17 protein-coding genes are annotated in these 20,362 nt (G+C 54.2%); 5 read left to right on the top strand and 12 right to left on the bottom strand.

The features are described from left to right. Nucleotides 1-36 precede the first annotated feature (36 nt). Both EDC52_RS12765 and EDC52_RS12760 read right to left on the bottom strand, forming a co-directional pair. Entirely contained in the window at nt 37-1,251 is a 1,215-nt protein-coding gene (locus EDC52_RS12765; protein WP_131865715.1) for an MFS transporter, read from the bottom strand. Between the two features lie 204 nt (nt 1,252-1,455). After that, complete coding sequence (locus EDC52_RS12760) at nt 1,456-2,436, bottom strand: alpha/beta hydrolase (protein ID WP_131865714.1); 981 nt, start codon at nt 2,434-2,436, stop codon at nt 1,456-1,458. Between the two features lie 589 nt (nt 2,437-3,025). Here EDC52_RS12760 and EDC52_RS12755 point away from each other — a divergent pair. Then, complete coding sequence (locus tag EDC52_RS12755) at nt 3,026-4,588, top strand: SH3 domain-containing protein (RefSeq protein ID WP_131865713.1); 1,563 nt, start codon at nt 3,026-3,028, stop codon at nt 4,586-4,588. Between the two features lie 66 nt (nt 4,589-4,654). Further along, complete coding sequence (locus tag EDC52_RS12750) at nt 4,655-5,332, top strand: helix-turn-helix domain-containing protein (protein WP_131865712.1); 678 nt, start codon at nt 4,655-4,657, stop codon at nt 5,330-5,332. A gap of 144 nt (nt 5,333-5,476) precedes the next feature. On the opposite strand, the gene EDC52_RS12745 is transcribed toward EDC52_RS12750, so the two are convergent. The 5 genes from EDC52_RS12745 to EDC52_RS12725 form a co-directional block, all read right to left on the bottom strand. Further along, complete coding sequence (locus EDC52_RS12745; protein WP_230468034.1) at nt 5,477-6,385, bottom strand: dihydrodipicolinate synthase family protein; 909 nt, start codon at nt 6,383-6,385, stop codon at nt 5,477-5,479. Then, complete coding sequence (locus tag EDC52_RS12740; RefSeq protein ID WP_131865711.1) at nt 6,382-7,542, bottom strand: mandelate racemase/muconate lactonizing enzyme family protein; 1,161 nt, start codon at nt 7,540-7,542, stop codon at nt 6,382-6,384. The genes EDC52_RS12745 and EDC52_RS12740 overlap by 4 nt, the downstream gene beginning before the upstream one ends. A 14-nt stretch (nt 7,543-7,556) precedes the next feature. Next, nucleotides 7,557-8,879 carry an MFS transporter gene (locus EDC52_RS12735; RefSeq protein ID WP_131865710.1) on the bottom strand — a complete coding sequence of 441 codons (1,323 nt, stop codon included), beginning with the start codon at nt 8,877-8,879 and terminating at the stop codon, nt 7,557-7,559. 654 nt (nt 8,880-9,533) lie between these two features. Next, nucleotides 9,534-9,941: a DUF2000 family protein gene (locus EDC52_RS12730; protein ID WP_131865709.1), complete on the bottom strand. Its 408-nt coding sequence runs from the start codon at nt 9,939-9,941 to the stop codon at nt 9,534-9,536. Nucleotides 9,942-9,988: 47 nt separating this feature from the next. After that, on the bottom strand, nt 9,989-10,852 hold the full coding sequence (locus tag EDC52_RS12725; RefSeq protein ID WP_131865708.1) for an AraC family transcriptional regulator: 864 nt from the start codon (nt 10,850-10,852) through the stop codon (nt 9,989-9,991). 242 nt (nt 10,853-11,094) lie between these two features. On the opposite strand from EDC52_RS12725, the gene EDC52_RS12720 reads away from it, so the two are divergent. Further along, entirely contained in the window at nt 11,095-12,006 is a 912-nt protein-coding gene (locus EDC52_RS12720; protein WP_131865707.1) for an alpha/beta fold hydrolase, read from the top strand. A gap of 152 nt (nt 12,007-12,158) precedes the next feature. Here EDC52_RS12720 and EDC52_RS12715 read toward each other — a convergent pair whose 3' ends face one another. Next, nucleotides 12,159-13,352 carry a BaiN/RdsA family NAD(P)/FAD-dependent oxidoreductase gene (locus tag EDC52_RS12715; RefSeq protein ID WP_131865706.1) on the bottom strand — a complete coding sequence of 398 codons (1,194 nt, stop codon included), beginning with the start codon at nt 13,350-13,352 and terminating at the stop codon, nt 12,159-12,161. A 272-nt stretch (nt 13,353-13,624) separates the two neighbouring features. Between EDC52_RS12715 and pitA the strand changes: the two genes are divergently transcribed. Beyond that, nucleotides 13,625-15,130, top strand: coding sequence for an inorganic phosphate transporter PitA (pitA, locus tag EDC52_RS12710; RefSeq protein ID WP_131865705.1), 1,506 nt, complete (start codon nt 13,625-13,627; stop codon nt 15,128-15,130). Nucleotides 15,131-15,184: 54 nt separating this feature from the next. Here the strand turns inward: pitA and uspB are convergent, their stop codons facing one another. After that, entirely contained in the window at nt 15,185-15,520 is a 336-nt protein-coding gene (gene uspB / locus EDC52_RS12705; protein ID WP_131865704.1) for a universal stress protein UspB, read from the bottom strand. Between the two features lie 587 nt (nt 15,521-16,107). Here uspB and uspA point away from each other — a divergent pair. After that, nucleotides 16,108-16,551 carry a universal stress protein UspA gene (gene uspA / locus EDC52_RS12700; RefSeq protein WP_131865703.1) on the top strand — a complete coding sequence of 148 codons (444 nt, stop codon included), beginning with the start codon at nt 16,108-16,110 and terminating at the stop codon, nt 16,549-16,551. Nucleotides 16,552-16,610: 59 nt separating this feature from the next. On the opposite strand, the gene EDC52_RS12695 is transcribed toward uspA, so the two are convergent. From EDC52_RS12695 to prlC, 3 genes are read right to left on the bottom strand one after another with little or no spacing between them, the layout of a single operon-like run. After that, on the bottom strand, nt 16,611-17,426 hold the full coding sequence (locus EDC52_RS12695; protein ID WP_131865702.1) for a MerR family transcriptional regulator: 816 nt from the start codon (nt 17,424-17,426) through the stop codon (nt 16,611-16,613). Nucleotides 17,427-17,470: 44 nt separating this feature from the next. Beyond that, on the bottom strand, nt 17,471-18,259 hold the full coding sequence (gene rsmJ, locus EDC52_RS12690) for a 16S rRNA (guanine(1516)-N(2))-methyltransferase RsmJ (RefSeq protein ID WP_407924215.1): 789 nt from the start codon (nt 18,257-18,259) through the stop codon (nt 17,471-17,473). Nucleotides 18,260-18,263: 4 nt separating this feature from the next. After that, nucleotides 18,264-20,306, bottom strand: a complete 2,043-nt coding sequence (gene prlC, locus EDC52_RS12685; protein WP_131865700.1) for an oligopeptidase A — start codon at nt 20,304-20,306, stop codon at nt 18,264-18,266. Nucleotides 20,307-20,362 lie beyond the last annotated feature (56 nt).

Here is a 20,362-nt window from a genome sequence, read left to right as displayed (position 1 = left end):
AGCCACTCCTGCCCGGTAACATCCCTTCAACACCGCTTATTGGCTCTGGTCAGAGGCCATATTCCTTAATACCCGACGCCTGAGTCCCAGTGTCATTGCCATCGCCAGCAGCAGCAGCAGAGCGGCCGCCAGATAGATGGAAGACACGCCGGCGTAGGTCATCAATACGCCTGCCAGCGGCCCAACTACTCCCAGCGACAAGTCCATAAAGGCGGTAAACGTGGCCAGGGCGCTACCCTGATTTTGCGGCGGCACTTCTTTCATCGCCACCACCCCCAGTGCCGGGAACACCAGAGAGAAACCGGCTCCGGTCAGCATCGCTCCCAGTTCCGCCATCAACGGCAGAGCCGACTGCCACACCATCAGCAGACCGATCATTTCCACGGTAAAACACACTAGCGCCACCCGCAGTCCGCCATAGCGATTGATGCTATTGGGGAACAACAGGCGGGTACAGACAAACGCCGCACTGAACAGTGTCAGCGCAAAGGCGGCGCCACTCCAGCCTTTTTCGTTATAAAACAGGGTGATAAAAGTGGCAATCACGCCAAAACCGCCCGATGCCAAAGCCAGCACCAGTCCATAACGCCAGATTTTGCCGACCACCGCCTTGAACGACAGTTGCTTGCCGGTGGCGGTTTTGACTTTAGGCTTGATCTGCGCCGACAGCATCGCCAGAAAACAGATGGCGATGATAACCCCTGACAGCAGGCTCAATCCGCCGATCCCGCTTAGCCAAACGCCGAGCGGCGCGCCAATCGCCAGCGCCCCATAGCTGGCCACGCCATTCCAGGATATCACCCGACCGATATGCAGCGATCCCACCATGCCTACGCCCCAGAGGGTCGCACCGGTACCGACAAAGCTCTGCCCGATGCCGAGGATCACTCGCCCGGCGCACAATAGCACCAGCGTGCAGACCGGCCAGGCTTCGGTCCACACTGAAAGCAGATAAAAAATGCCGCTCAGCAGGCAGCCGATAAGGCCCAGCACCACAATCCGCTTGGGCCCGACCCGATCGGCATAACGCCCCGCCCAAGGCCGGCTGGTGAGCGTAGCCAGGTATTGCAGGCTGATGACCAGGCCGGCCCAGAATGCGCTGTAGCCCAAATGCTCATGTACATAACCGGGCAGCACCGCCAACGGCAGGCCGATGGACAGATAATTGACGAAATTGAATACCACTACCGACAGGATTTTTAACGTAAGACGCCACCCGCTGGCGGGCGGCGAAGCAGGGTTTCCGGACATGGGCGCTACACTCTTGCAATCAGGACGGCAAACATGACGAAGATGCCTGGTGAACATTAAGTTAATGAGTATAACGAAATATCACCCTTTGATCATTTATCATATGAATGCATTGGCAGTTACCGTATGCAATCGCACGGCGGCGGCCTGCCCGCAGCGTTAAAGGGCAGGCGCGGGGTTCGCCTGCCCTGGTTTATCAGAGCGTTAGCCGAACAGGAATTTTTTCAATTCAGCCGCCGCATGGCCAATGGCGCTTTGCACGCCAGGCACGTGCTGCAAAGGATTGAGCAGCCCATAGTCATGGATCAGCCCATGATAGCTGACCAGTGTTGTATCGACCCCGGCTTCATTCAGCTTGCGGGCATAGGCAATGCCTTCATCCCTCAGGACATCATATTCGGCCACTTGTACCAGCGCCGGCGGTAAGCCTGCCAGTTGTTCAGGCAACGCCTGTAACGGCGAGGCGGTGATTTCACGGCGCTGGGCCGCATCGGTGGTGTAGTTATCCCAGAACCACTCCATCATGCCTTTGGTCAGGAAGTAGCCTTCGGGATACTGCTGGTAAGACTCGGTATCAAAGTTGGCATCGGTTACCGGCCACAGTAGCAGTTGCAGCGCCAACGAGGGCGTACCCTGCTCCTTAGCCATCAGCGCGACCACGGTCGCCATATTGCCGCCGACGCTGTTGCCGGCTACCGCCAGCCTTGAACCATCGATGGCTATAGTCGCCCCATGCTCAGCGACCCAGCGGGTAGCGCCGTAAGCCTGATTGATGGCTACCGGGTATTGCGCTTCCGGCGAAGGCGTATAGTTGACGAAAATGCCGACGGCGCCGCTGGCGACCACCAGATCGCGTACCAGCCGCCGGTGAGTAAAGTAATCGCCCAACACCCAACCACCACCATGGAAAAACATGAATGCCGGCAATGGCTTGGAAGCCTGCCCTACCGGCCTGACGATATTAAGGCTAAGAGACTGGCCATCAACGGAAATGATCTGCTCCGACTCTTCCACGCCGCTCAAATCGATTTCAACCGATTTCTGGGCATTGGTCAGCACCTGGCGGGCTTGTTCCGGCGGCAGCGATTCAACCGGCGGCGCGTCAGCAGAGTTTAATTCTTTAAGGAAAGCTTCAACCTGACGATCTGTTTTGGCCTGTTCGGGCTTGATAGGGGAAAAACTCATGCGCATCTCCTTAATGAGGGATCAGAAATCAAGCATAGACGCAATAGGCTGATTTTGCCCCCTACCGGCGGTCGTTCGGCGATGATGGCCACAGGGTTACCGCAGTGCCCTGCCGTTACCGGGCCAGGCCAGGCCCGGCGCGAGTAGCATCGATGATGGGCGCAGGCGGGTAACAATCGAGGTCAATAAAAGTCCGATTACGCCCGTATTTTTATCTCTTTTCCTTCGAAAGAATGCATACAGAATACTTTCCCAAGGATGTCGATTAAAATTCAATACCTAATACCTAATACCTAATACCTAATACCTAATACCTAATACCTAATACCTAATACCTAATACCTAATACCTAATACCTAATACCTAATATCTAATATCTAATATCTAATATCTAATACTTAATACTTAATGCTTAATGCTTAATGCTTAATGCTTAATGCTTAATGCTTAATGCTTAACATCCCATGCCAAACGATGTAAATGATTCCTTATTGATGATGGTTTTGATAAATTCACCCACTAACACCTCTCATTGTAAAATATTAATGGTATTTCTGAACTGACCGCCGATGAATATGCTAGTGTTGTAATGAAAAACAGTAGCGAACTCTATTTAAAAGGAATTAACATGCATTCCAATATTTTTACCTCTTTTTTATTATTTCCGATAATTATGACCGGCTGTTCAAATGTGCCCCCTACTGGAAATAGCACAGCCTCCTATTCAGCATCAACATCAGCATCAGCATCAGCATCAGCATCAGCATCAGCATCAGCATCAGCATCAGCATCAGCATCAGCAAGCATTGTCACCCTCGATAACACTAAAAGCCTATTCCCTATCGCCCATTACCCGCAGCATGCTAATAGCTGGATTGCACCTGAATCAAAAAATTACCGCGTTCCTTTTATAACTAAAAGGCAGCAAAATAACGCTTATCATCTTCTGCTCAGCCGATATTTTGGCGATAATCCGACCGATGTCTCACCCTGGAATCGACACTATATCCAGTCTGTGTTAGGCCCCAATGGCACAGTTCAGCAGCGCCTCTCTCATTTCACAAAGAAATTTACCCAGCCCGATAAGATTTATTTTGGCGAAAATTTCCGACCTCTGTCCCCAGACTGGCAAAAGCGGATGCAGTTCCGGGCTTCAGTGCCGGTGGACGTAACCTATTCCGCCGCCTCACGGGCCATCACCCTTAGGGAAACTTTGGTCAGGTTTCTTCCGGTCGACAGCCCTGCTTTTGCTGATGCCAGGAAAGCGGGTCAAGGCTATCCTTTTGATATGCTGCAGGACTCGGCTTTGCATCCCGCTGAACCGGTGTATATTGCTGGCCGGACGAAAGACCAGTCTTGGAGCTTGGTCATTTCATCCTCGGTCATCGGCTGGGTAAAGCGTGAAGACCTTGCCAAAGCCAGTCCGGACTTCATCCGGCGATGGACCTTGGCCGCAAAAAGACAGATGGTGGGTGTGACCAACAATGAGACCGTTTTTATCGATAAAAAGGGGACCTTTATCTTTACCGCCCGCACCGGAACGCTTTTGCCGTTAACGGTGGTCAGCGGCCAAGAACGCGTCTTGCTGCCAGTCGCGGCTGCTAATGGCGATGCCGTTATCCGCCACCTGCCGTTGCCTGACAATAGCCTGCAGAGAGTTCCCGTCGCCGCGACACCGGAAAACATGTCGACCATTATGCGGCATATGCAGGGAGTCCCTTATGGCTGGGGTAATCTTTACGGTTACAACGATTGCTCGGCCGAAATAAGAAACCTCATGTTGCCTTTTGGCCTATTCCTGCCCAGAAACTCCGCTGATCAGGCGATGAGCGGCCACAGCATAGACCTGAGTCATTATTCTCTAGATGAGCGACTAAACTATTTAATGAAATTTGGCAAACCTTTTACGACGTTAATTTATATCAAAGGACATGTGATGCTATATATCGGCAACGCTGAATGGCAAGGGAAACGGGTACCGCTGACCTATCAGAACCTATGGGGGCTGAGCCCTGTCGCGGGCGATCGGCGGAGCATTATAGGGCAGGCTGTCTTTTTCCCTTTGCTGCCGGTTTATCCGGAGGATCCGCAACTGGTATCACCGGCAGGCAAGGCAGTGTTCAAGTTAATCTATCTTGATCACATTGGATAATCCCTGGCCTTAACCCGGAACAACCGGCGTGACATAATGGCCAGTCTAATTCATTTAAGGCGCGCCATGCTTAACCGTTCTGTTTACGACGCTTTCCGCTGCCTCAATTTACTGGCGGCGGAAAACCGGCCAATGGGAATACGCGAAATGGGCAGACAGCTGATGCTGGACTCCGCCAAGGTGACGCGTCTGATGCAAACGCTGCTGGCGCTTGAAATGGTGCAACGCAACGAAAAGCGTAAATACCAGTTGGGGCTGGGCATGCATCGTTTCTCGGCCCATGCGATTCATAATTCGGCTTTTTATAAAGCGGTTATCGATACGCTTGAGGAGATTGGCAACCACAGCATCTCTATTGTGATAGGCGTACTGAGCGGAAAAAATGTGGTCTACCTCATTCATACTCGCAAAGGTGAAAGCATTGCACGGGCCATCGGCAATTATGACTCAGTGCCGGTCACTGAATCCATTATCGGCATTAAGCTATTGGCAACCAAAAGTGATGAAGAAATTATCGCTCTGTTAGGTATTCACGACTGGAACTTGCTAAAGGCCGATATAGAAGCGGCCCGCCGCCATCAGGTTTTTATCAAAAGCTGGGCAGAGGGCGAATATCGCATGGCCTGCACCCTTCCGGGCATGCAGGCGGCTATGGCGCTGTCTAACTTGAGCGGGGAAGCGCTGGAGATGGAAAAACTGAAAACATTCCTGATCTCTGCGGCCAAAAAAATCGGCGGCAGCTGAATATTTTGGCCAACACTATAATATCGGCGGCAGCTGATCAATTCGACCACCGCGATAATATGAGCGGCAGCTGATCAATTCGACCACCGCGATAATATGAGCGGCAGCTGATCAAGTCGACCACCGCGATAATATGAGCGGCAGCTATGCGAATTCACTCTTCCGACCCAGTATCGCCAGCGGTAACGCGTCGGTAATGCCGCGCAATTCTCGCCGGGTCACGTCATCAAGCGTTTTGGCCGGCATTCTCACCACGGCAGTGGCAAATATCCCGGCCTGATGAAGGACCTCTTTATGAATGGCCACCCCCAGTCCCGGCTGGACGCCATAGCGTAGAAACGGTAGGTAGCGATAAAATAGCGATCTGGCTTTTTCGCTATCCTCCGGCCAGGCGCTGAGCACCGCATTAATCACATCCGGGAATTCACAGGCAGGCATGGTGCCGATGATGCCCCGAGACAACTCCTCGAACAGGAACCCGCCGTTCAGGCCGCCAAACAGGCCGATACTGTCGCCCAGCGCCTGTTTCAGCTGGGTGATTTTAAGCGTGGTGGGCGGTTGCTCAACTTTGATGTACTTGATGTTGTCAAATGCCTGGCACAGCTTGACCAGCGTTGGCACCGGCATATTGACGCCGGTCATCAGCGGCGCATCCTGAATCATGATGTCGATATCACAAGCGACGCTGATATCGTCGAAAAAGCGATAGATTTCATCTGGCCCAGGCTTGACCACCGACGGCGGATTGACCATCGCCACGTTCGCGCCCCAGGCGCTGATTTGCCGGATATCTTCAATCGCGACGCGGCTCGATGCGCCACCGGCCGCCGCCACCAGCGGCAGGCTGCCGCTTATCTCTTTCACTGCCCTGAAAATAGCGGCTTTTTCCTGGCCAGTCAGTGCATAGCCCTCAGAAGCATTGCCAAACAGCGCCAGCCCATCAATGCCCTGCTCGAGGAGAAAATGCACCAGTTTACGGATGGACTCGAGATCCACATTGCCCTGCAGGTCAAATGCGGTGGCGAGTATGGGAACATTGCCTTTTAACATCATGCATCACTCCAGATATGTTCAAGAACGCATTGTTCGTCAATTTCAATACCCAATCCGGCATTGACGGGAAGCCGGTAGCGGCCCTGTTCGCAGACTAACGGACTGCGCAGCAGGCTGTTGGCCACCTCGAAAACCGGTGGCTGAAACTCCAGCATAAAAAAATTGGGTAACGCGGCGGCGACATGAATGGACGCAGCAATACAGGGTCCCAGGCCGACACTGAGATGCGGGGCAACCTTCAGGTTCCAGGTTTCAGCCAGTGAGGCGATATGCATCAGTTCGGTGATACCGGTACGGCCAACGTCCGGCTGCAGGATATCGACCGCCTGCTGTTCGATAAACGGACGGAACTGATAGCGGGAGCGCTCGGTTTCGCCCAGCGCAATCGCCACCGCGGTCTTCTGTCGCAACACGGCATGGCCCGCCACGTCCTCAGGCAGTAATGGAGCCTCAAGAAAACGCACTTTTGCCTGTTGCAGTCCGGCCGCCAGCTCTGCCGCTTCACTCAGGCTGTAGTTCCAGTGGGCATCCAGGAAGATCTGCGCATCAGGTCCCAAAATATCGCGGATAGCGTGCACGTTTGCCAAATCTTCGCTGACGCCATAACCCAGCGCCAGCTTGACCGCATTAAAGCCCTTCCCCTGCCATTCACGGGCAAGTTCGCAGCGAGCCTCAAGGGTCGGCCTGGGCAAACCTGAAACATAACAGGGAATATCGTCGCGAAAATTGCCTCCCAGCAATTGATACACCGGCAGATCCAGTATTCGGCCTTTCAGGTCCCATAAGGCAATGTCCACCGCCGCCAGCGCATCCAGGTGATAGCCGGCAGTATGCCCCCGGTCGCGCATGGAATCGTACATGCGGGCATTCAGCACCTGGCTGTTGAAGGGGTTTTGCCCTATCAGCAAAGGCACGAAAAGATGGGTGATGATCTCTGCCACCACCTGCGGTACCACTGGCGCCAGCGCTTCTCCCCAGCCGACCTGACCATTATCACAGCTAATTTTTACCAGGCAGGTTTCCATCTTGCGAGAATAGACACAGCGGTATTCCGGCCGGTAATAATAATCATCCTGATCATCATCCGCCTGGCCGCCCAGATAAATCTCTTTCGGTTTTATCTTCAGCGGAAAACACTGCACATTGGTTATTTTCATTATCGACTCCGAGGTTAATCCAGTACTTTTCCTGCCGTTTCCTTCGCCAGCAGGACGGCAATAAACGAAATCACGGCGGTGCCCATCACATAAAAAGCCGGTGAAAGCGGGTCGCCGGTTAGTGAAATCAGACTGGCCGAGGCAAGCGGCGTCACACCGCCAAACACCGCGACCGTCATATTGTAAGAGATGGCAATGCCGCCGTAGCGAATGGCCGTAGGGAACAGTTCAACCATCGCCGCACCGCAGCCGCCGTTGAACATGGCGACAAAGACCCCGAGCATACTCATGGCGGCGATGGATGCGCCCACCGATCCCTGGGTCATCAGCATCATGGCGGGATAGGTGAGGAGGATAAAACCGCCACAGCCCATCAGCATCAACGGGCGCCGGCCCCAGCGGTCAGATAAATACCCGGTTAACGGCATACATACCGCCACGCTTAATAAACCCAGGGTAGTGATTAAATAAGAATCAGTGCGGCTGTAATGCAGATGAGTAGATAAGTAGCCTGGCATAAACGATTGCAACACCCAGCTGCTTACGGCTTTCACCACCACAAAGCCGACGCAGAACAGCAGGGCCCGACTGGACGTTTTTAACGTTTTGCGCAAAGGGGAGGCTTCAATTTTTCCGCTCTGCTGCAGTTTGTGAAATTCAGCCGAGTCTTCCATATTGCGGCGCATATAAAGCCCGCCTAACCCCAACGGGGCCGCCAGCAGAAAAGGGATGCGCCATCCCCAGTCGTTCATCGCCGGTTCACCCAGCCCATGAGTGAGCAGTAATACCAGACCGGAACCACAGACAAAGGCCATAAAGCTGAAGTTTTCACTCCAGCAAGTGAGTGTTGCCCGACGGTGTGGTTCAGCGCTTTCCGCCAGATAGGTAATCACTCCGGAGCTTTCGCCGCCGGCGGCAAATCCCTGAACCAGACGGGTTATGACCAGCAGCACCGGTGCGATGATGCCGACTTGATGATAGGTCGGCAGTATACCCATCACAAAGGTTGCGATAGAAGTGATGACGATAACCGTCACCAGCACTTTGCGCCGTCCGAGTCGGTCGCCCATCGATCCAAAAAACAGTCCGCCCAGTGGACGCATTAAAAAACCGGATCCAAATACCGCGAAGGATTTAAGCAGCGCCACTGAGGGATCGCTGCTGGCAAAGAAATTGCCCGCAATAATCACCGCCAGCGTGCCGTACAGTCCAAAATCAAACCATTCAATAAAATGGCCTATGCCTGCGGACATCATGATCTTAAAGGTACGCCGGGAAGACCGCTTGTTATCAGTGCCCTGGTATTGGCTCGCAGACTGAATACTGGAATTGTCCATGCTATCTCCTGAGCAAATCTGGGTTTGCTCTGATTAATCGTCAGGCCCGCCTGGAATAGCATGGCGAGCCGTTACGTCGTAGGTTGACAGCAAGTGTTATTGAATCAGCGAGGGCGCGCCACGCGCGTCAAAGGTTACGTGAGGAAAATCATAGAAAGCGGATCGATTTTGCTTCATATAATGAAGCAATGTCACCGGCCAGGGCAAAAAATACATCGGCACAACTGACGGTCGACGGGCGGAAGGTGTTCTCCAAGACGGTGGTGTCGCCGGGCGATAGGCCGCAGGGGCGCTACTGCACCCGGGTCACGCAGGCATAGTGTCGGCTGATGGCCTGCAGATGCGCTCTGAGCAGGTGGTGGAACTGGCGTACCATAGGGTATTCCACCCAGTTGAAACGTCAATGCGCTGGCTATTGACCCAGCAATCAGAACTTGACAGCCCTCGTAAATCGCCGGTCCAAGCCCGGTCGGTTGCCACGGTTGAGTCGCGGAGAATTACGCTCCGCCGCAGACCCTCTGCCTGCCTCACCTGCGGTTTCAGCAGGCGGTAACCGGCATGCTGAAGACCGCCACCGACGGCGGCTATGACGATGTCCGGCTGGTTACCCTGATGACACTGAGCGCACTTTACGGACCGGTGAAGCTGTTTATTTTACTTATGCAGTGACAATCCCTTTATCACTTTATCGACAATTTTCTTCGGCCCGCGGATGCCTAGCCCCACCAGATTCATATTGTCGGCCTCTTCAGCCAAAAACACTTCCCGGTTGGCTGCATCGTGACCGGTAGAAAACATGGCATGCACGTAGGGAATAAGGGTAACTTCACGCTCCAGCCCTTTGCGGTGAGCAGACTGCAGGCCGGCAAGGTCGGCTGCGAAAATCAGCATTGGCTGACCGGAGATGCTGCCGTAGCGGCGTCCCAAGGCATCGATATAAGGCTGCCCTTCTATTTCCGGTGCTGCAAAAGCAATGCCGGTTGCCAGAAATGCAACCACGTTCATTCTCTGCCAGGTCGGCAGGTCATCCCTGATGAGGAAGGCGATCTTGGTGTCAAACATCGGTAAAGCCTCGCTTATGTTCCGGTAAAGGAACATGTTCGGCGACTTTAACCCTCCGGGTCTAGAACGTTTGTGCAATGACGCTGATAGGCCGCAGGCGTAAGCCGGTATGCGCGCTGGAACCAGCGGCCCAGATGGCTTTGATCGGAAAAGCCCACCTGGGTGGCAACCAGGGCAGGTGGCATTCCCTCAGCCAGCAATATCCGCGCGGCCCGCAGGCGCAGCCTGACCAGATACGCATGGGGAGACAAGCCAAAGGCCTGTTTGAATTGTCTACTGAGTCGGAAACGATCCACTCCGCTGAAAACAGACAGTTCATCCAGCCCGAGATCCACTGACATCTGGTCATGCAGATAGTCGCGCACCCGGTTCATCTGTATCAGGGAATCATTCAGCTTTGACGCCGGCCTTACCTCGATATGGCGTGACAGCGTGGTGACCAAATGGTCAAAATTCACGTCACATGCCAGCCGGCCCTCCTGAAAGTGGAAAGCGTTGAATGCCTGGCCGATGGCGGTAATCAGTGACTTGTCATCAGTAAGCGTATGGCTAAAAGTAGCGCCAAGCGCCGAAACGTCTCCCAGCCCACGACGCTTTAGGGCTGAGGTTAGGTACTTTTGCGGCAGGTACAGCATGGCATAGGTAAAACCTTCAGGCTGGGCCGAATGACCATCATGCACCGCACCCGGCTCAATCAGAATCGCCTTGCCCGGAATGCTGGTGTGCATCACCCGGTGACAGTTAAAACGCTGGTGGCCCTGCAGCGTTATGCCAAGCAACAGCTCGTCGTGATCATGGGGATCGTAGGCATGTCCTTTAAAATGGGCCTGTACGCTTTCAATACCGGTTAAATCATCTCGCTGGAAATCGACCCAGTCCCGGTTGGCGTTACGCGGATTGTGTAGAGTCATTCGATACTCGCTGTAGTGCCCGAATTTTGTTGTATAACTCATTTAAAAAATGACAATCATGTTTTCAAAGATTTTAGAAAAACTGATACATAACGTTATGTCGTTAAATCCTGACAAAAAGCCCATCTTTCCATACGACCACATTAATGACATTCTAGCTTTTTTAACACATACATTGGCGACTCGCGACCGATCGCGGATCCCGCTAATCTAAAACCGCTTAGCTTAAACAAGGAGGTTTTATGCATACCGCAAACATCCGTGCAATGATCGGAGGGGCTCTTTTATTGATGTCAGCCTTAGTCTCGGCGTCCGCAGCACCGGCTCTTTCCATCCCTTTAGAACATCCGAAATCGCAGCGTATCTCTGTACAGACGCAAGGCTCAGGAACGGATGTCATATTGATTCCAGGGCTGGCGTCGTCTCGGGAAGTTTGGGCCGGTTTAGCATCAAATTTACGTATGAGCCACCGCGTTCATCTTGTAGAACTGGCGGGCTTTGCGAGTACACCGGCCATTCCCAACCCAGAGGGGAAAGTCATCGCTCCGGCAGTTGATGCCATCGCTGAATACATTCACACCCAGCACATCAAAGCACCGGTGATCATTGGCCATTCTCTTGGCGGGGAGATTGCATTGATGCTGGGGGCCCGTCATCCCGACCAGGTCGGTCGCTTAATGGTCGTCGATGCTTTGCCGTTCTATACGTTGATAATTGACCCCGCGGCGACCAGCGAAACTGCAGCCCCGCATGCCACTGCTATGCGGGATTGGCAACTGGCGCAGTCGCCCGAGCAAAACGTAGAGTTTCAGCAGACATCCATAGCCCGTTTGGCTAAGACCGAGGCGGTGAGGCCTGCTTTGGTGGCTGCCGGGATCAATTCTGATCGCAAAACCGTTGCGGATGCAGTGTATGAATTGATGATTACCGATTTACGTCCCGAGCTTAGCCGCATTAGAGCGCCGATTGAAATCGTCTACGCGTATGACCCCTTATTTGGCATACCTGCAGCCAGCGTGGATGCGATGTACCGTCAAGCCTATGACTCTGCGACAGATATCCATTTCACGCGGATCGATGACAGTTTTCACTTTGTCATGCTTGATCAGCCAGAGCGGTTCTCCAGCACGGTTGAGTCATTCTTAAATAAATAAAGGATGCTGAGGGCGCACAGCTCGTACTCGACCAGAATGACTTTAATCTAGTGATCTGATCCCGATGGCGGCCAAAAGTTCGATTTATTCATCAAAGCCAATTGGATTTAGCATAACAATTTGACAATTAGTACTACAACTCAATTGTCAAACTACACTCGCAGCGCCTGCGCGCAAGCCCATGCCGAACTCCATGCCCACTGGAAGTTATAGCCCCCCAGCCAGCCAATCACATCCACTACCTCGCCGATAAAATACAGTCCCGGCACCTGGCTGCTTTCCATGGTCTTGGAAGACAGATAGCGGGTATCCACACCGCCCTGGGTAACCTCAGCGGTACGGTAGCCTTCAGTGCCGTTGGGCTGCACCCGCCATTGCTGGAGCGCCAGCACCCACTCCTGCTGCTGGCGTGGCGTCAGTTGCTTAAGCGTGCATTCAGGTATGCCATGGAGCAGATGCCAGCATTCGACAAAGCGCCGGGGTAGAATCTTCGACAACGTATTTTTCAGGCTTTGATTGGGATGGGCATTAAGCTCTTCAGCCAGGAAAGCCAGCGGATCGATGTCCGGCAGCAGGTTAATCGTCAGATACTCGCCGCTGTGCCAGTAGCTGGATATCTGCAGCATCGAAGGGCCGGACATGCCACGATGGGTAAACAACAGGTTTTCGCGAAACACAGTACCGTTTTCGGCGCTGACCAGCGCCGGCACCGCCACGCCTGACAGTTGGCTTATCTGTTCCAGCAGCGGCTTGTGCAGGGTAAAAGGCACCAGCGCGGCGCGGGTGGGAACAACCGGCAGGCCGAACTGCTGGGCGACTTTGTAACCGAACGGCGTCGCGCCCAGTCCGGGCATCGAAAGCCCGCCGGAGGCGATCACCAGTTGAGCGGCGCTGATATCCCCCTGAGGGAGATTGAGCACAAAGCCCTCGTCGGCCCTGGCGATGCCGCTGACCTCGCTACGCAGTCGCAGAGTGACCTGTCCTGCACGGCACTCGTTAAGCAGCATATCGACCACCTGCTGCGCCGAGTCGTCACAGAACAGTTGTCCGAGCGTTTTTTCATGCCAGGCGATGCCGTGACGCTGCATCAAATCGATAAAATCCCACTGGGTATAACGCGCCAGGGCGGACTTGCAGAAATGGGGGTTTTGCGACAGATAAGCCGCAGGCTCAATATAGAGGTTGGTGAAATTGCAACGCCCGCCGCCTGACATCAGGATTTTACGGCCCGGCCTCTTGCCGTTATCCAGCAGCAGTACCCGCAGGCCGGACTGGCCAGCCAGCGCGGCGCAGAACATCCCTGCCGCGCCGGCGCCGATCACCACTACATCAAACTTTTCCGCCATGGATATTCTGCCTATACTTTTTTAGGGTGCCCTGAGCGCTGCTCGGGACCAAAGAGCGCGCTGATTGTAATGGCCCCGTTCGGCTAATGCCATCGTAACAAATTGACAAATTTGGTAAATGAACACTACTCATTGATCTCAATGGATTTAATCATCAAATGTAATGAGAACGTACATAAAAAATTCATCGAAACTTCATATTTTGCTTTTAACCCGGGCCCCTTGTCACTGATAATGCGCCCCGTTCATGTCCAACTAATGGCGTAACCATTATGCTACATCTCTTTGCCGGCCTGGAATTTCATACCGGTGTTATGCTGGTGCTCGCATTAATATTCGTACTGGTTTATGAAGCTATCAATGGCTTTCACGATACGGCTAATGCAGTAGCAACCGTAATTTATACCCGCGCTATGCGCTCACAACTCGCTGTTGTCATGTCGGGATTGTTCAACTTTCTCGGCGTGATACTGGGCGGTCTGAGCGTGGCTTATGCCATTGTTCACCTTCTGCCGACCGATCTGCTGCTGAATGTCAGCTCCGCCCACGGGCTGGCAATGATGTTTTCCATGCTGCTGGCAGCCATTATCTGGAACCTGGGTACCTGGTACTTCGGCTTGCCCGCGTCAAGCTCCCATACCCTGATAGGCGCTATTATCGGTATCGGCCTGACCAACGCCCTGGTAACCGAGAGTTCAGTGGTCGATGCGCTGAATATCCCGAAAATGGTGCAAATTTTCCTGTCGCTGATTATTTCGCCCCTCGCCGGTATGGCCATTGCCGGAGGCATGGTGTTTCTGCTGCGCCGTTACTGGAACAACACCAAAAAACGCCAGCGCATCCACCTGACGCCGGCGGAACGTGAAAAGAAAGACGGCAAGCGTAAGCCGCCGTTCTGGACGCGTACGGCCCTTATCCTGTCAGCGGCGGGCGTCAGCTTCTCCCATGGCGCCAATGATGGTCAGAAAGGCATCGGCCTCATTATGCTGGTGCTTATTGGTGTGGCGCCGGCCGGCTTTGTGGTCAATATGAACGCCTCAGGCTATGACATCATCCGTACCCGCGATGCGGTCAACAACCTGCAGCAATACTTCCAGCAGCACCAGGGCGCATTTACCCATGTGGCGGGTCAGGACCCGGTTCTGCCGTCACCGGCGGTCAATGTAGCGCCTGCCGCTGCGCCCCATGAGTTCCATTGTGATCCGGCCCGGGCGTTGATTGCCATCAATCGTGCCTCCGGCCTACTGGCTAATATCCAGAACTATACCGAACTCAGCCCCGACGAACGGTCACATGTGCGTCGCCTGCTGATGTGCATTGCCGATACCTCGGATAAAGTCGCCAAGTTGTCGGAAACCTCAGCCCAGGACCAGCGGTTTTTGAGTAATCTGCGTAAAGATCTGCTGGCCACCGTCGAGTACGCGCCTATCTGGATAATCATCGCCGTTGCCCTGGCCCTTTCGCTGGGCACCATGGTGGGCTGGCGTCGCGTTGCCACCACCATCGGTGAAAAGATCGGTAAAAAAGGGATGACCTATGCACAGGGGCTGTCGGCCCAGCTGACCGCCGCCCTCTCTATCGGCGCGGCGAGCTACACCGGCATGCCGGTTTCGACGACCCATGTGCTGTCGTCAGCCGTTGCCGGCACCATGCTGGTGGACGGCGGCGGCGTACAGGGTAAAACGGTCAAGAATATTCTGCTGGCCTGGGTGCTTACACTACCGGTCGCCATTGTATTGTCAGGCAGCCTGTACTGGTTGGCACTCAAGCTGATTTAACCGGCTAACGCGCACATTAAGGCGGCCTTGGAAAAGGCCGTTTTTTTGTGCTGATCAATGCCATATCGCCAGGGCAATCAGACTGACGATAATCAGTCCACACAGGGCGCTGGTCAGCATAAACTGGGTTCTTACCCGCTCACAGCGGCGAATAAACTCCGGGTCATGATGGTCCAGGTAACGCTGGGCAAAAATATAGCGCACCAGTCTCAGTTGCTTGCTGGGCTGGCCGTGGGCGGTAAAGAACCCGCCGCCGTCAACATATTGATAAAGCAATGGATCGCATCCGCGCAATACCACCAGTAAAGCTCGCAAAGATGAATAGTATCGAGCCATATTGATTGCACATACGACACATAACGCCCAGAACAGCGCAAGAGTATTGATCATAAATCCCCCCCTGGCATCGCAAGTCTGCAGATCAGCCGAATACCACGGCCGAGAGCGTTTCTTACGCCTGAAAACATCCACTGAGTCAAAATCCACTGACAGAACGCCGTGGATACACGCCGCTGGTGAATGGCGTTGCCTCACAATACTGAGTGTAGAAAAACTTTGTCAAAAGAAAGTAACCGAAGCGACAAAATTTATACATTTTAGATAAAATATATACTTAGGAAGGATGATTAATAATTATGAATTATTATCTTTGATAAAAATCTGCGCCGGGTCGCGGTTATATTGCCCTGTAACAAGGATACTTTTAAACGCTATACTGAAAATCATGCCGCCAGCGGCAGAATTGACCACCCGGCAGCCGCATCGGGTCACCATGCCATAGTTCCCGGGCTCAAGCCTCACCAGCGCCATGGAAGCGGGTGGGACAATGCCCGTCAGCCTATTGCGAATGGGTGTGATCCCTACAACACATTTTCGTCGTGAATCAGTGGTAACATCGGGCTGTCACAACAGTATGACCAGATGCGTTACCCGTATCGCGACGAGTTGATGAGTGACATTATGCAAGGAGTTTGACTATGTCTTACAAACACATCCTTATCGCCGTTGACCTCTCACCGGAAAGCAATGTTCTGGTGGAAAAAGCCGTGTCAATGGCCAGACCATACAATGCAAAGATTTCGCTTATCCATGTAGATGTCAACTATTCCGACCTTTATACCGGTTTGATTGACGTCAATCTTGGCGACATGCAGAAAAGAATTTCTGAAGAAACACAGCATGCGATGACCCAGTTATCGCAAAATGCAGGTTATCCCATCAGCGAAACGCTGAGCGGCAGTGGCGATCTTGGCCAGGTATTGGTCGACGCCATCAACAAATATGACGTTGATTTAGTGTTGTGTGGGCATCACCAGGATTTCTGGAGCAAGTTGATGTCATCGGCACGTCAGTTGATTAACACCGTCCATGTGGACATGCTGATCGTTCCGCTGAACGATGAAGAGGTGGACGAAGAATAACCGTCCTGGTTCCGCCCTGGAAATCGGGGCGGAGCCCTTGCTTTGCGACGGCTTGCTGGTCAGTCGAGTTCGGCGACGTCATCCAGATCCAACCCCTCGGCCCGTGGGCTTTCCACCCGCTGCATCATTCTTCTTTCAACCGCCCCCGGACCTATCAGCATCACCGGTATGCCTTCAGCCAGCCAGCCGTCATAATGCTGCTGCTGCGCCGCGCTAAGGTGAATATCTGACCACAGCAGAACGTGCTCGGCCTGATATCCGGACAATACCGGAAAGGGAACCGGCGAAATCAGCACCTCAAGGCGCAGGCCTTCATTGGCCAGGCGTATGGCCTCCAGCCAGACATCGGTGATATCGCTCGACTGCCAGGTGACTAGCATCACCGGTGCGCCCGGTTTCTTCCGGGTGCTGTTAAGCACGAACGTCGCGTATTCAGTGAGCGCACTATCAAGCATGCTCAGTTGCTGTACGGCAAGGGGTGATTGGGAGACCTTGAGCCACCGGCGCAGCGGCCTGATAATATCCCGGATATAACGGGCCGCCGGATATTCCCGGCCATAGCGCCATACCAATTGCCTTAAGCGGGCAGGCTGACCTTTCACCAGCAACGCATGGATGGCATCACCCTGCGGTTCCCATTCATCCATCACCGCCGACAGATTGCCATCCAGCATGGGCTTCAGCTTGTTGACCGGTATACCCTGCTCCACCCATTGCCGAATATTGTGGATAAGCATCAGGTCAGCTTCCTGATAGAGCCGATGTCCATCGGGCGTGCGTTCGGGCCGCAACAGGCCATAGCGCTGCCAGGAACGGAGGGTCGTCGTCGTGACGCCTGAAAGTTGCGCTATCAATTCAATATCGTATGCAGCCATCTGCAGCTAATCCTTTATTTGATGCTGGTCACTCAGTGCCATCATCATGCCGGGTAGGTCAGAGAATGTCGGCCAATGGGAGCCTCAGCCGGTGTATAGATATCGAAACGGTGATTCTTGGTGCTGACCTGGGCGTGTGCGACGATGCCGGCCAAAGGAGGGGCGTAGTCCGGACGCTTGACCACCACCCGCCGCACGGCAAGGGCCCGGGCCGGAACCAGCAAGGCATCGGCATCGTCATCGGCGCCCACCAGGGACTGAAAAACCCGCATTTCCTTTTTGACCAGGGCGCTTTTCTGACGGTGGGGATACATAGGATCAAGGTAAACCACATCCGGCCGCGGCTGGACATTCGCCAGCGCATCCAGGCTGGAGCAGTGTAGCAATGTCAATCTCTCACGCATCCATCCCCCCATCTCTACAGACTTATAGGCGCGATCGAGACCATCGGCTAACAGTGCCGCCACCACCGGATGCCGTTCAAACATGCGTACCCTGCAGCCCAGCGAAGCCAGCACAAAGGCATCGCGTCCCAGTCCTGCCGTGGCATCCACCACATCAGGCAAGGCTTTGCCACGCACGCCGACCGCTTTAGCCACCGCTTCGCCGCGGCCGCCGCCGAAACGGCGACGGTGATCCATGACGCCGCCGACAAAATCAACGAAGATAGCGCCAAGCTTGGGCTCATCGCGCTTGCGCAACTCCAGGCGTTCAGACGTCAGCACCAGTTCCATCGTGGCATCCTGGTCGTCCGTGAGGCCAAAACGCTGAGCCAGGGCAGTCATGCTTGCTGCCTCTACGCCCGCCGCGCGGGTCAGACAAATAGCGACCAAGGGTTTATTCCTGGATGCCGTAGTGATGCAGCATGGCATCCAGCCGCGGCTCACGGCCGCGGAAGCGGGCAAACAGAACCATTGGCTCTTCTGAGCCGCCGCGAGACAGGATATTGTCGAGAAATGACAATCCGGTTTCACGGTTGAAAATGCCTTCCTCCTCAAAGCGGGACCAGGCATCGGCCGCCAGCACGTCAGCCCATAGATAGCTGTAGTAGCCGGCGGCATAGCCGCCGGCAAAAATATGGCTGAATGCATGGGGGAAGCGACCCCATTCCACACCGGCAATCACCGCGACCTGTTTTTTCACCTCGGCGAGGGTAGCCAGGATACGGGCGCCTTTTTCCGGATCATATTCGTAATGCATGCGGAAATCGAACAGGCCGAATTCAAGCTGGCGCAGGATGAACAAGGCGGCCTGATAGTTTTTGGCCGCCAGCAATTTATCCAGCATTTCCCTGGGCAGCGGCTCGCCGGTTTCGTAATGGCCGGAAATAAACGCCAATGCCTCAGGCTGCCAGCACCAGTTTTCCATAAACTGGCTCGGTAGTTCAACCGCATCCCAGGGCACACCGCTGATGCCGGCCACTCCGGGCGTATCGATACGGGTCAGCATATGATGCAGGCCATGGCCGAATTCATGGAAAAGCGTGGTGACTTCATCATGGGTAAACAACGCCGGTTTGCCGCTGACCGGCCGATTGAAGTTGCAGGTCAGATAAGCCACCGGCTTTTGCAATTCCCCGTCGCCTTTCCGCATCATGCCGACGCAGTCATCCATCCAGGCGCCGCCACGCTTGTTTTCACGGGCATACAAGTCCAGATAAAAACTGCCGCGCAGCACATTCTGGGCATCGAACAAATCGAAAAAGCGTACCTCTGGATGCCAGGTGTCGACGCCGGTCCGCTCTTTGGCAGTGATGCCGTAAATGCGGTTAACCACCTCAAACAAGCCACTGACGACCCGGTCTTCAGGGAAGTAAGGACGTAATTGCTCATCGCTGATGGCATAAAGATGCTGCTTTTGCTTTTCTGCGTAATAACTGATGTCCCACGGCTCCAGCCTGTCGCGGCCAAACTGGCTGGCGGCAAACTCGCGCAGTCGGGCAAGCTCCTGCTCGCCCTGACCACGGGCGCGGGTAGCCAAATCATTCAGGAAGTCCAGCACATCGGCCGGGCTCTTGGCCATTTTGGTGGCCAGGGATTTATCGGCATAGCTGTTAAAACCGAGCAGCGCCGCCAGCTCATGCCGTAAAGCGAGTATCTCGCTCATTATCGGGCTGTTATCCCATTTGCCGGCATTCGGCCCTTGATCAGAGGCGCGGGTGTTGTAGGCGCGATAAAGCTCCTCGCGCAGCGAGGCATTATCACCATAGGTCATTACCGGCAGATAACTGGGGATATCCAGGGTCAGCAGCCAGCCATCCTGCTGTTTGGCCTCGGCCTGAGCACGAGCGGCCGCCAGAGCGCTATCCGGCATGCCGGACAGCTCCTCGACATCGGTCACCAACTTGCTCCAGCCCATGGTAGCGTCCAGCACATTATTGCTGTAGGCAGAGCCCAGTTCAGACAGCCGGGCAGCAATTTCGCCATAACGTTGCTGCCTGGAGGCCGTCAGGCCAATGCCGGAAAGTTCGAAATCGCGCAGGGCATTATCGACCGCTTTGGCGCGCGGCACGCTTAACGAGCTGTAATACTCGCCGTCGCGTAGGTTGCGATAGGCGTCATACAGGCCTTTGTGCTGACCCACCCAGGTGCTGTATTCAGATAGCATCGGCAGGCTTTGTTCATAGGCTTCACGCAATGCCGGACTGTTTTTGACCGCATTCAAATGGCCGATCGGCGACCAGATGCGGCTCAGGCGATCATCGGCTTCAGCCAGGGGCTGGCACAAATTATCCCAGGTAAACGGCCCCGGCTGCGCCACAACCTGCTCGACCACATTGCGGCAATCGTCCAGAGCCTGTTTGACGGCAGGCACGATATGCTCAGGCTTGATCGCGGAAAACGGCGGTAGCAGAAAGGGAGTTAACAGCGGATTCGTCATAGTGTGACCCTGATTGTTTTTAAGAAGACATATTAGCTAACATGCGGGTAAATACG

This window comes from Biostraticola tofi (genome assembly GCF_004343195.1).
GTDB lineage: Bacteria > Pseudomonadota > Gammaproteobacteria > Enterobacterales > Enterobacteriaceae > Biostraticola > Biostraticola tofi.
Note: the sequence above shows the minus strand (reverse complement) of the source record. Positions and strands in the feature narration are given on the sequence as shown.